Source organism: Candidatus Erwinia haradaeae, from assembly GCF_900698935.1.
In the GTDB taxonomy this organism is placed as follows: Bacteria; Pseudomonadota; Gammaproteobacteria; order Enterobacterales; family Enterobacteriaceae; genus Erwinia_E; species Erwinia_E haradaeae_D.
In genome coordinates, this window is the sequence record NZ_LR217715.1 from 480,994 (window position 1) to 494,278 (window position 13,285).

At 36.0% G+C, this 13,285-nt stretch carries 8 protein-coding genes; 2 read left to right on the forward strand and 6 right to left on the reverse strand.

The window, feature by feature from the left end:
* Nucleotides 1–104: 104 nt before the first annotated feature.
* Nucleotides 105–320: a 30S ribosomal protein S21 gene (gene rpsU, locus ERCIKOCA2762_RS01515; protein ID WP_157988459.1), complete on the reverse strand. Its 216-nt coding sequence runs from the start codon at nt 318–320 to the stop codon at nt 105–107.
* A 351-nt stretch (nt 321–671) separates the two neighbouring features.
* Between rpsU and tsaD the strand changes: the two genes are divergently transcribed.
* Nucleotides 672–1,685: a tRNA (adenosine(37)-N6)-threonylcarbamoyltransferase complex transferase subunit TsaD gene (gene tsaD, locus ERCIKOCA2762_RS01520; RefSeq protein WP_157988460.1), complete on the forward strand. Its 1,014-nt coding sequence runs from the start codon at nt 672–674 to the stop codon at nt 1,683–1,685.
* Between the two features lie 686 nt (nt 1,686–2,371).
* Nucleotides 2,372–2,800 (forward strand): dihydroneopterin aldolase, encoded by a 429-nt coding sequence (folB, locus tag ERCIKOCA2762_RS01525; protein ID WP_157988461.1) that lies wholly within the window; start codon nt 2,372–2,374, stop codon nt 2,798–2,800.
* A gap of 229 nt (nt 2,801–3,029) precedes the next feature.
* Here the strand turns inward: folB and argS are convergent, their stop codons facing one another.
* The 5 genes from argS to aceE form a co-directional block, all read right to left on the reverse strand.
* Nucleotides 3,030–4,763, reverse strand: coding sequence for an arginine--tRNA ligase (gene argS / locus ERCIKOCA2762_RS01530; protein ID WP_157988775.1), 1,734 nt, complete (start codon nt 4,761–4,763; stop codon nt 3,030–3,032).
* 628 nt (nt 4,764–5,391) lie between these two features.
* The gene (gene trxB, locus ERCIKOCA2762_RS01535; RefSeq protein ID WP_157988462.1) at nt 5,392–6,345 is read right to left on the reverse strand and encodes a thioredoxin-disulfide reductase; all 954 of its coding nucleotides are present in this window, start codon (nt 6,343–6,345) and stop codon (nt 5,392–5,394) included.
* A 208-nt stretch (nt 6,346–6,553) separates the two neighbouring features.
* A complete protein-coding gene (gene lpdA, locus ERCIKOCA2762_RS01540; protein WP_232043115.1) occupies nt 6,554–7,987 on the reverse strand; it encodes a dihydrolipoyl dehydrogenase in 1,434 nt (477 codons plus the stop codon).
* A gap of 144 nt (nt 7,988–8,131) precedes the next feature.
* On the reverse strand, nt 8,132–9,655 hold the full coding sequence (locus ERCIKOCA2762_RS01545; RefSeq protein WP_157988464.1) for a 2-oxo acid dehydrogenase subunit E2: 1,524 nt from the start codon (nt 9,653–9,655) through the stop codon (nt 8,132–8,134).
* Nucleotides 9,656–9,672: 17 nt separating this feature from the next.
* A complete protein-coding gene (aceE, locus tag ERCIKOCA2762_RS01550) occupies nt 9,673–12,336 on the reverse strand; it encodes a pyruvate dehydrogenase (acetyl-transferring), homodimeric type (RefSeq protein ID WP_157988465.1) in 2,664 nt (887 codons plus the stop codon).
* Between the last annotated feature and the right edge of the window lie 949 nt (nt 12,337–13,285).

Here is a 13,285-nt window from a genome sequence, read left to right on the forward strand (position 1 = left end):
ATATATTCATGCTGAATAAAATAAGCCGTGCCTTCCTTTCGGAAGTACGGCCGGATAAATAAGTGCATATGCTAGCTATCAAGAAAAAGAATCTTTACACATACCTAATATAAGCGAGTACGGCGTGCATTTTCTCGTACTAATTTTTTTGCGTGTCGTTTTACAGCAGATGCTTTCGCACGCTTACGTTCGGTAGTTGGTTTTTCATAAAATTCACGACGACGGACTTCGGCTAACACACCTGCTTTCTCACATGAACGCTTAAAACGACGTAGTGCTACATCAAATGGTTCATTTTCACGTACTTTAATTACTGGCATGTAATCCTCTCGGTAAGATGTTCATTTTTATGTAAACCTCTCAGCAAATTTAAAAATTTTTTAAATGTATTCTAAAATAGAGTAGATGATATAGTACTATATCACAAGATAAAAATAGATCTGGTTACTTTTTGCTACGATAGCCAATAGATCTCCATTATTTATATATTTGAGTTACCATGACATATATTACCCTAATAACTGCTGTGTTTTATATTCATATTCGTGATATGGAGTACTTAATCTTTTTACATGCTTGCATGTGTGTTTCTATCATTGTGTGTCTTATGTTTTTTATAAGCAACAAGATTGATCTTCTTTATAGAATGTTGTCAATGTGAGGTTTTATAGATGCGTGTTCTTGGGATTGAAACGTCCTGTGACGACACTGGTGTGGCAATTTATGATTCTACTGTAGGTTTGCTTGCTAATCAACTATATAGTCAAATTACACTCCATGCTAACTATGGAGGTGTAGTCCCTGAATTAGCATCACGTAGCCATATGCAACAAACAGTGCCGCTAATTGAAGCAGCACTACAAGAATCTAAATTAAAGCTACAGGATATTAATGCAATAGCTTATACAGCAGGTCCTGGTTTAGTAGGATCTTTATTAGTAGGATCCTGCATTGGGCGCTCTCTTGCTGTTTCGCTAAGTATTCCTTCTATTGCTGTCAATCATATCGAAGGTCATCTTCTTTCACCTATGCTAGAGGATGATCCACCTAGTTTTCCGTTTGTGGCCTTAATAGTATCAGGTGGGCATACTCAGTTAATCAGTGCTACTGGTATTGGTGCATATACCGTAATGGGTGAGTCGCTTGATGACGCAGTGGGTGAGGCATTTGATAAAACTGCTAAATTATTAGGGCTGAATTACCCTGGTGGTCCATCGTTGTCTAGGCTAGCTGAAAAAGGACTGAAAAAACGCTTTATATTTCCACGTCCTATGACTAATCGCCCAGGGTTGGATTTTAGTTTTTCTGGGCTTAAAACTTTTGCAGCGAAAACAATTTATAATAATCAAAATACTCCACAAACCCGTGCAGATATTGCTTGTGCTTTTGAGGATGCAGTAGTAGATACATTGGTTATTAAATGTAGACGTGCTTTAGATTATAGTGGTTTTAAATCTCTTGTGCTTGTAGGAGGGGTCAGTGCTAACTGTTTATTGCGTAATAGACTCAGAGAGCTCATGACGCAAAGAAGTGGAAAGGTATTTTATGCTCGCCCTGCATTATGCACTGATAATGGCGCCATGATTGCCTATACAGGAATGATACGTCTTCAAAAGCACTGGAATGATCCACTGAATATTACTGTTCGTTCACGATGGCCATTATCCGAATTAAGTGCACTATAAAGAAAATAAATCGATCTTTTCATCGATAGAAATAGCATACATAACGATATTGATATTACATCTCTTTTAAACATCCACAATATCAATGATGCATCATCATTTGATTATCTAAAACAGATCAGAAGTGGTAGAATGAATAGAGATTGTGTTTACAAGAGGTATCCATACCATACTGGTAGAGTCATTAGTATCAGGAGAGCAATAATAAAATAGTACGTATAAGTATTGGCATTAAACCATGATTCCATAATGATATATTTAATCTGATTTTTTTATATTATATCTATCCTACAGGCGTGGTAGAACATTGGCTATATAGATTTTAAGACGACTAGAAACATTTATAGGAAGAAGATTATTTTCAGACGATAGAGTGTATATTAATTCTAATAGTTTTTTACTTACAGCATATGTATTGTAGTGTCATGTGTTAATTATCTGTTATTAGCATCGGAGTTCGTAGAGTACGTTATTCTGCATGTTCTGATGAAGCTACTTTAATTTTTTCCTTATACAAAGAACTATTACCTACATCAGAAAAGCTATTAGTGTACGCTTATAGCAACAGCGTGAGTAATTCTACTGTATATCAAGAATATTTTAAAATGAGGATTATGTCTATAACATTCAATAGACAATATGCATTATATTTTACATTATATTTTGTACCTAAAAAGAGAAATAAGATGGATATTTTATTTATTAATCAATTAACGGTAATTACAACTATTGGTATTTATGAATGGGAGAAAAATTTTCCGCAGAAATTACTATTGGATATTAAAATAGCACGAGATCAGCATTCTGCTTCTTCTAGCGATGATATTAAAAATTGCTTAAACTATAGCGATATAGTCAAGGAAATAATATCACTCGTTAGTAGAGGGCAATTTAGTTTAATTGAACGTGTAGCAGAGGAGGTTGCAGCTTGTCTACTGAATAAATTTCCTTCCTTATGGGTCCAAGTAACAGTTAGTAAGCCAAATGGAACACCGCACGCACAACAAGTTGGTGTAATCATTGAACGAGGAAATCTTTTACCACCCACCCAGTGCATCACGTGTAATGCTGTGATAGAGGGTAATCAGATTAGTTCTTCTGTATCTAGCATGTGAAATTTTGAGCTATGAAGGCGTAGCGATAGGAGAAATAAATACAGAATAATACTTCAGTGGGAATTCTGACTGTTGTACTCGATTGTATTCTAAATGTAAGTATACGTATGCTATAAGTAGCATAGTCAGATCAAAGTATGTGTAAAGTATTTTTCGTCTACATATGTTATAATACAGTTATTATTTATAATGGATTAAATTTTGATTGATTTTCTGAGTATACAGCTTATTACATACGTTCTACAGTTTTAATTCCTAAGGTATCTAATCCATATTTCAGAGTTTTTGCAGTTAATAGTACTAATTTAAGATAGGTTGTTTTTTTATTTTGGTTTTTTTCTTCCAGAATAGGACAGGTTTCATAGAATTGAGAAAACACAGATGCTAGGTTATATAAATAAGCGCACATGATATGAGGCAATCCGTCATCAGCAACCTTATTTATTGTTTCTTCAAACCGCAACAAAATAATAGCTAATTGTATTGAGATATTATTCACCAGCGAAGTGGTGCCAACGATCTCTTCATTAGGATTTATTCTAGACTTACGAAATATTGATAGCACACGAGTATAAGCATATTGCATATATGGTGCCGTATTACCTTTAAAGGATAACATGTGATCCCAATCAAAGATATAATCAGTAGTACGATGTTTAGAAAGATCGGCATATTTCACCGCACCAATACCAATGATCTCTGCTAGACTGTGAAGTTCTCCCTGTGAGATGTGTGGTTTTTTCTCTAATATCAACTGAGTAGCACGATTGACGGCTTCATCTAATAAATCAGATAACTTTATAGTATCCCCGGTACGTGTTTTGAAGGGTTTGCCATCTTTACCTAAAACCATGCCCAGCATATGATGTTCTAATTGTAAGCTATCTGGTATATATCCGGCTTGACGTGCAATAGCCCATGCTTGTTGTAGATGCTTATTTTGACGGGAATCTATATAATAGATTACACGATCAGCTTGAAAAGTTTCATGTCGATATTTAGCACAAGCTATATCAGTAGTAGTGTATAAATACCCACCATCATTTTTCTGAATTATCACTCCGGTACGTTCTCCTGATTTATTGCGGTGTTCATCAAGAAATACGACGATGGCGCCTTGACTTGACACAGCAAGATTTTTCTGTTGTAAGTCAGATACAATATTTTTCAGCATATGGTGATATAAACTTTCTCCCATCACATCTGTAGGTTGCAGGGTGACATTCATACGATCATAAAGCAGTTGATTTTGTGTCATAGTTATATGAACTAGCTGACCCCAAAGTTGTCTGTAATATTTATCTCCACTTTGCAGTTGAACAACATAATTACGCGCACGTTGAGCAAATTCAACATCATTATCATAGGCTTGCTTAGCTTCACGATACAAGATTTCTAGGTTGGTAAGACCAATTGCTTGATAATTTGTAATGTTCTTTTTTTCCAAAAATGCAATAAGCATACCAAAATGAGTACCCCAGTCACCAATATGATTAGCACGAATGACATTATGACCCAGAAATTCTAAAGTCCGCACGATGGCATCGCCAATAATAGTAGAACGTAAGTGCCCAACATGCATTTCTTTAGCTACATTTGGTGAGGAGTAATCTATAACTATAGTTTTTGGTTGCATAGTGGTAATTCCAAGTTTTTCTGCTACTAAAATATGATCAATTTGTGCAGCTAACCACTGAGAGTCAAGAAAAATATTGAGAAACCCAGGGCTTATAATTTCTACTTTTTTTGCAATATTATGTAAATTTAGATGCTTAAGTACTTGTTCAGCAAGCTTTGTGGGCTCTATATTTAGATTTTTAGCTAATGCTATGATATCATTTACCTGATAATCACCGAATTGTGATTTATCTGACGAACGAACTTGCGCTTTATAATTTTCTGGCGCACCTGCTGCCACCATAGCCTGAGAGAATTTCTGTACAAGGAAATGTTGTATATTCACGTGTGCACCTTGAAATGTTAATGCAGAGATTTCTATCGGATACTTTTCCCCTAGAAAAATCATCAGAATATTCTGGTGTGTAGTTTATTTGTTTCAAAATATTTATGTATATAAAAATGTTAGCTTATTGTATCGAAAAACATGAATGTAATGGGTATCCTTGGTGATACTATTGTAGATGAGATCAGGAATCACAAAGCAATACGAGCGTCAGTTACCATAGCAATAAGAGAGTTGTTGCAAAACGAACATAATATAATTTTTGATATTATGTTGACAGAACATATTAGTGGTTAATTCCAGAAATTTTATAACAATATTCCTTCAATATAGCCAATACTTGTGCGTATTAGCGAGCATATTATTACTGCTCTTTGTGTGTCCGTAAACTACTACCGATGAAAATGTCTAAGTGATAATGCGTCATATTTAACGGTATGTAGTAATTTTATAGTTTTAGACGTTGAGTATAGAACAATTATGAATAGTAGACTCATTATAGTTTTCCACTCAATCCATACTAGTTTTGTGATATAATCCAAATAATGAAATTATCAGCAATATATGTTGTGAGATGTAATTCCTACTGCTCAACTACATAGTATTAAGGTCGCCGAGTATCTAGTGCTTATATACTTGAATCAAGATAGCGCTCAGCGTCCCGTGCTGCCATACAACCAGTCCCCGCGGCAGTAATCGCTTGTCGATAGACATAATCTGCAACATCACCAGCCGCAAACACACCGGGAACACTACTTTGCGTAGCATTTCCCTGTGCGCCTGACTGTACTTTAATATACCCGTTATTGAGTATCAGCTGATTAGTAAATATTTCAGTATTCGGAGTATGGCCAATAGCGATAAATACTCCTGAAACAATTAAATTTTTTATTGAAGTGTTTTTTGTGGATCGTAATTGTAGAGCATTGACTCCATTTTTATCACCTAAAACTAAATCCAGTGTATAGTTCGCATGAAAAATAATTTTTTTATTTTTAATTTTTTGATATAAATGGTCTACAAGGATTTTCTCAGCACGAAAGGATTCTCTGCGATGAACAAGATGTACTTCAGAAGCAATATTGGCAAGATATAAGGCTTCTTCTATTGCCGTATTTCCACCACCAATCACTGCTACTTTTTGGTTACGATATAAAAATCCGTCACAAACTGCACATGCAGATACACCGCGTCCTTTAAATTCGTCTTCTGACGGCAGCCCAAGATAACGAGCTGAAGAACCAGTAGCAATGATTAAAGCATCAGCGGTGTACTGATTTTTATCGCCATTTAGGCAAAATGGTTTATTTTTTAAATCTACGCTTAGGATAGCATCGTAAATTATCTCAGTGTCAAACTTCAGTGCATGTTCATACATCTTTTGCATTAAGACTGGCCCTGTCAACTTACCAGGTTCGCCTGGCCAGTTTTCAATATCAGTTGTAGTAGTTAATTGCCCGCCTTTTTCTAATCCTGTCACTAATATTGGTCGTAAATTAGCTCGTGCTGCATAGATTGCTGCAGTATACCCAGCAGGACCAGAACCCAAAATTAATAATGAACTATGTTTTACTTGGTTCATAAAGAAATCCTCGTTATTTTATTATACTATGATGCTGTCATGATCGTTATCATGAATTAATAAAGATAGAGAGCTGGCATTATATAACATTTTTATAAAAAACTTTTAGTATGTGGAGATGTATTCAAAGAGTTCTAAGTTTAAAATGAGAGCGATCATGAGCATCATCCATTCTTACCAATAGTCATGAATGTATGCTACTATAAATCTATGATGTTTTATGAGCTGTGGGATTCAGTATATCCGTGATACTTCCCTCAAAGATTTCTGCCGCTAAACCCACAGATTCATGTAGAGTAGGGTGCGCATGGATAGTTAACGCAATATCTGCTGCATCACATCCCATTTCAATAGCTAAAGTAAGCTCACCTAATAATTCACCACCCATTGTACCAACAACTGCGCCACCAATCACACGATGTGTCATTTGATCAAAGATGAGTTTAGTCATGCCATTAGCACAGTTAGAGGCTAGTGCACGACCTGAAGCTGACCACGGGAAGATGGACGTTTTATACGGAATCCCCTGTTTTTTAGCTGCTTTTTCAGTTATACCCACCCATGCTACTTCTGGTTCAGTATAAGCAATAGACGGAATTACTTGTGGTTCAAAATAATAGTTTTTACCAGAAATGACTTCAGCTGCGATATGACCCTCATGAATACCTTTATGCGCAAGCATTGGTTGGCCGACAACATCACCAATAGCAAAAATATGTGGAATATTGGTACGCATTTGTTTATCTACATGGATAAAACCACGTTCATCTACTTGAACACCAGCTTTATCTGCGCTACAATTTTTTCCATTAGGAGTACGCCCGATTGCGACTAATACTGCGTCATAACGCTCTATGCTTATAGAAGCGTTTTGATCTGCCATAGTAACATGTACGCCATCTGACTTTGTCGTAATAGCTATCACTTGAGTCTCTAGCATGATATGCAAACGCTTAGAAATAGACTTAGTGAAACACTGTACTACATCTAGATCAGCAGGAGGGATGAGTTGATTAGACATTTCCACTATGTCAACTTGTGAACCAAGAGTATGATATAAGGAACCCATCTCAAGGCCTATGATACCGCCACCGATTATTAGCAAACGTTCTGGGATTGTCTTTAATGCAAGCGCAGTAGTAGAATCCCAAATACGTGGATCCTCATATGGTGCCAGTGGTATTTTCATGGCAGATGAACCTGTTGCAATAATTGCATGGTCAAACGTGATAGTGGTCGCTGAACCATTATTTGATATAACTTCTAGTGTATGAGAATCAGTGAATGAACCTATACCTTGTATTACTTGCACCTTACGACTTTGTGCCATTCCGGATAAGCCACTAGTTAACCTTGATATAATTTGTGTTTTCCAATTTCGTATTTTGTCTATGTCGATCTGAAGATCATTGAATACAACACCGTGCTTATCCAGTGCTTTGGTTTCTTCTATAACTTGAGATATATGTAATAAGGCTTTAGAAGGAATGCAACCAACATTTAGACACACACCACCTAATTCTTTATAACGTTCGACGATAATTGTTTGTAAGCCTAAATCTGCGGCACGAAATGCTGCAGAATAACCTGCAGGACCAGCACCAAGTAGAACAATTTGAGTTTTCACCTGAGTACTCATAATAATCTCTTTAAGATAATTGATAATTTAATGACAATGTACTGTAATTACAACGTACTCTTTTTATCTATTACGTTAATGCAGAGCTAGGAAGAAACCGCGCTATGTAAAATGATATAATTAATCTATGTCACGTAAGAAATATCTCTACATCACTAGCTGACGAATATCAGATAATATCTTATTAATTATTGTTATAAATCGCGCACCATCGGCACCATCAATGACGCGGTGGTCAAAAGAAAGCGAAAGTGGCATAAGGATACGTGGTGTAAAGGTTTTTCCATTCCACACGGGTTCTATAACCGATTTAGAGATCCCTAAAATAGCGACTTCGGGAGCATTTATAATCGGTGAAAAATAAGTTGTACCTAAGTTTCCAATACTAGAGATAGTAAAACAGCCGCCCTGCATATCGCTTGAAGTGAGTCTGCCATCACGAGCTTTTTGAGAATTTTTGATGATCTCACGAGATAGCTCTATGATGCCTTTTTTATCTACATTTTTATATACCGGCACAACCAATCCATCTGATGTATCTACTGCTATACCAATATGAATGTATTTTTTTACAATGAGGTATTGTTCATCTTCAGAGATAGAGCTATTAAATCGCGGCATTTTTGCTAACGCTATCGCAACAGCTTTCATGATAAACACCAATGGAGTAAGTTTTATATCTAGGTGGTGTTTAACTGCCTCATGGTTTTGTGCTTTTCGGAATGCTTCTAGATCAGTGATATCCGTCTTGTCAAAATGAGTAACATGTGGAATGATTGACCAATTCCTTTTTAAATTAGCGCCAGATCTTTTCTGAAGGCGGCTTATTTCTATCTGTTTTACCTCACCAAACTGGCTATAGTTTACTTTTGGCCATGCAGGGATATCTAATGGTTGACTATTATTTGTAATCGCTCTTTCAGTGTACTGGATAGCACGCTGTATATATTGTTGTACGTCTTCTTGGAGAACGCGTGATTTAATACCAGTTCCTGGCACTATACTAAGATTGACTCCAAATAACCGTGCTAAACGGCGAACTAGGGGAGTTGCGTGAACGTATGAAGATTTTGGCATCAGTAAATCGTCTGTCTGGTATCGACCAGATATGATATCTGACTTGGAAGGTAGTATGTTATGTTGAATATTGATAACCATCAGTAACATGCCAGTTCTAATTTTGTCCCCATTTTGCACGGTAATCTCTTGTACTACTCCAGAAAAAGGTGTGTCAATTGCTATTGAGTTCTGTTGGTTTCCAATCCAGAAAATAGTGTCTGATACGTGAATTTTGTTGCCAACCTCAGCTAAAATACTGATAATTGTGATATTATCACCATTCATCTTTGGCGCATAAATTTTTTTAGAATCATGAGATTGAGGTAATATGCTTTCTTTTCCCTTTTCGTTTTCTAAAACAGTTGGAGCGCGAGCATTATTCGCAGCTTCAAATAGCATAATATTCTGTCCGGATTGAATTTTATCTCCTAGTTTAATAGTAATCTCTTTGACCACTCCAGCATGTGGAGATGGCACTTCCATAGAAGTTTTATCACCTTCGACAACCACTAAAGACTGCTCTTTTATAACATTATCACCAACGTTGACTAAAATTTCAGTAACTTCAACTGCATCAGTTCCAATATTAGGAACCTGGATGATGAAATCCATATTTCATGACCTCTTAGTTATGTTAGACATGGGTTCCTTTTACTAGAATCAATATTAAAGCTATGAATAGCATGATCTACTTCTTTCAGCTCAATTATATTATCCTGAGATAGTGCAGATAGTGCAGCAATGACTATATAAGAAGAGTTAACCTCAAAGTGATCGCGCAGATTAGCACGACTATCGGAAAGTCCAAAACCATCAGTGCCTAATACACGATAATTGTTACTGGGAACAAAGCTACGTATTTGTTCAGCAAACAGCTTCATATAATCCGTGGAAGCTACAGTAGGGGCGTCGTTCATAATTTGCGTAATGTATGGAATACGTGGGTTAGCAGTCGGATGCAACATATTCCATCGTGCACATTTTTGACCATCACGCGCTAGTTCTGTAAACGATGTCACGCTATATACATCAACAGCTATATCATAATTTTCAGATAAAATATCTGCCGCTTGACACACATGACGTAAAATAGCACCTGAACCTAAAAGTTGCACTTTTCCTCTACTACCATTATGGATGCTTAATTTATATATGCCTTTGCAAATACCATATTCTACCCCTATTGGCATACTTGGCATATGATAATTTTCATTTACGGTGGTTATATAATAAAAAATATTTTCCGGTTTATCGCCATACATGCGCATTAAACCATTGTGTATGATTACTGCGAGTTCATAGGCATACGCTGGATCCCAAGAAATGCAGTTCGGAATTGTTAAAGAATAAATATGGCTATGCCCATCGGCATGTTGAAGTCCTTCGCCATTCAGTGTAGTTCGGCCTGATGTACCACCAATGAGAAAACCTCGTGCTTGTTGATCGCCGGCTGCCCACAATAGATCGCCAATCCTCTGGAAACCAAACATGGAGTAGTATATATAAAAAGGGATCATTGATATATGATTTGTACTATAAGAGGTAGCTGCTGCTAACCATGAAGCCCCTGCACCAATTTCGTTAATACCTTCTTGCAAAATCTGTCCTTGTGTATCTTCTTTATAGTAAGCAATGTGTTCACGATCTGACGGATGATATTGTTGGCCATTTGGATTGTAAATTCCAATCTTTCTGAATAAACCCTCCATACCAAAAGTACGTGCTTCATCAGCAATAATAGGTACTAGTCGATCTTTAAGAGCCGGACACTTTAGCATTATGTTCAAAGCACGCACAAATGCGATAGTAGTGGAAATTTCTTTATTTTGCTGAATTAATAAATTATGGAAATGATCTAAAGATGGTATCTCAAGTTTTTCATTACAATTGATAGCACGTATAGGTAGGTATCCCCCTAATTTCTTGCGTTGTGCATGAAGATACTGATGTTCTTTGGAATCTTTTTCAAAAGTTACATAAGGTAATTGTTCTATAGTATCATCATGAACTTGTATGTGGAAACGATCACGGATATAGCGTATATCTTCTAGATTCATTTTTTTTACTTGATGTGCAATATTCTTGGCTTCAGCATTTTCACCCATGCCATAACCTTTTACAGTATGAATAAGGATAACGATTGGTTTGTTTTTAACAGATTGTGCTTTTTTTAATGCGGCATAAATTTTTTTCGGATCATGACCGCCTCGATTCAGTTTCCAAATCTCATCATTAGTCATGTCTTTGACAAGCTCAGCAGTTTCTGGGTATTTTCCAAAGAAATTCTTGCGTATATAGGCACCGTTTTTAGATTTAAACGTTTGATAATCACCGTCAACTGTTTCATTCATAAGATGGATTAATTTACCGCTAATGTCTTTTTGAAAGAGAGGATCCCAGCGACTACCCCAGATAACTTTAATAACTTCCCAACCAGCTCCATTGAAAACACCTTCAAGTTCATTAATAATTTTCCCGTTACCTGTTACTGGTCCATCTAAACGCTGTAAGTTACAGTTTATAATAAACACTAAATTATCTAGTTTGTCTCGTGTGGCGACAGTGATCGCTCCTTTAGATTCTGGTTCATCCATCTCCCCGTCCCCAAGAAAAGCATATACCGTTTGTTTAGATGTATCTTGCAGATTACGATGAGAAAGATATTTTAAAAATTTAGCTTGGTAAATAGCCTCTATGGGGCCTAAACCCATAGAAACAGTGGGAAATTGCCAAAAATTTGGCATTAACTTCGGATGAGGATACGATGGCAACCCATCTCCGTGTACTTCCTGTCGAAAATTATTTAACATGGCTTCAGTAATTCGGCCTTCAAGAAAAGCACGAGCATATATTCCTGGAGAAATATGCCCCTGAAAATATACTAAATCCCCTCCATGTTGTGTAGTGGAGGCACGAAAAAAATGATTAAAACATACTTCATATATAGTAGCTGCAGATTGGAAAGATGCTATATGTCCACCTAATTCTAGATTTTTCTTTGAAGCACGTAGTACAATGATCATTGCATTCCAACGAATGGCATTGCAAATACAGCGCTCTAGGGTAATATCGCCGGGATATGATGGTTCATCTGCCACTGAAATAGAATTAATATAGTTCTGATCTGAGATAGAAGCATTTTTACAAGTATCGTTTCTACGCGCAATCTGCGATATTTTATTAATTAGATATTGAGCCCGTTCCACGCCTTCTTCACGAACAACTGATTCCATCGCTTCTAGCCACTCGCGGGTTTCAATTGGATCTAAGTCATAGTGTAAATCTGTTGACATAGGTATATTCCTTGTCTGTATTGCATACAGTAAAATACTTGAGAACTAGTTTCTTTATTTTTTGATGAATAAAAAAGTGAGAAATACGGCACGCGTTACACTGAGAAAGAATTTTTAGTCCACGCAATAGAATATTCCACATTAAGCTATTTTCTGTATATCTGTTGATGTATTAAGAATAGATAGATATAGAGTATACTCTATATTAGACTGTAAATCATTGATGCCTTTATCATAGTCACGCAGTGAAGGTATTTTTTAAGCAGTTTACTCAATTAGATATGATTTTTATTTCATAGACTCTAATAAACATGAGGTGATAACAAACGTCCATTACACTGTATTTCATGCTTAATATTGTAAGTATTGCTTATTGTTACTCTGAATTTTATTATTTTTCTGCTGACTGCAGAGGTGTGGATTTTTATTTGATGTATAGCAGGTGCTTAATATAACACGATTCTAACTATATAAGTAATAAGAGTTGTTTGTGTAACCACTAACTAGCAAATCAATAGTCGGTGGTAAGCATATTTATCAACTACATAGTAAACAGCACTATACGTGTGTGTAATACAATGATTGAAAACTTGACACTATTCAATATTTATAAAATAGAGTTCTATGCATGATAGACGTTATTTTAGATATGATGGAATAGATAAGAATTGTATTTCATCTCTAGCTGTAGGGTAAACAAGTGTTATGTGGCTGCTTGCAGATCTATAGTATAGCATTATAGTTATAAAAACACTGATCATTGTCAATGATGATTTATAGGTCATGTTGATAAGATTATGATCTTAACATACGTCTGAGTTATATTATACCTATACTGACTGTAGTATGCAGGAGCTTTTACGTATTTTAGATGGCGATAGCATAGATTTCATAGTATATCTTTTAGCCAAGAGTTTTTCGTACATATCTGAGATATCTATTGTATTTT

What these genes read in the sequence shown, in the direction of transcription:
- folB (WP_157988461.1), top strand. Translation starts at nt 2,372, where the DNA reads ATGGATATTTTATTTATTAATCAATTAACGGTAATTACAACTATTGGT.
- ERCIKOCA2762_RS01545 (WP_157988464.1), bottom strand. Translation starts at nt 9,655, where the DNA reads ATGGATTTCATCATCCAGGTTCCTAATATTGGAACTGATGCAGTTGAA.
- aceE (WP_157988465.1), bottom strand. Translation starts at nt 12,336, where the DNA reads ATGTCAACAGATTTACACTATGACTTAGATCCAATTGAAACCCGCGAG.
- trxB (WP_157988462.1), bottom strand. Translation starts at nt 6,345, where the DNA reads ATGAACCAAGTAAAACATAGTTCATTATTAATTTTGGGTTCTGGTCCT.
- rpsU (WP_157988459.1), bottom strand. Translation starts at nt 320, where the DNA reads ATGCCAGTAATTAAAGTACGTGAAAATGAACCATTTGATGTAGCACTA.
- tsaD (WP_157988460.1), top strand. Translation starts at nt 672, where the DNA reads ATGCGTGTTCTTGGGATTGAAACGTCCTGTGACGACACTGGTGTGGCA.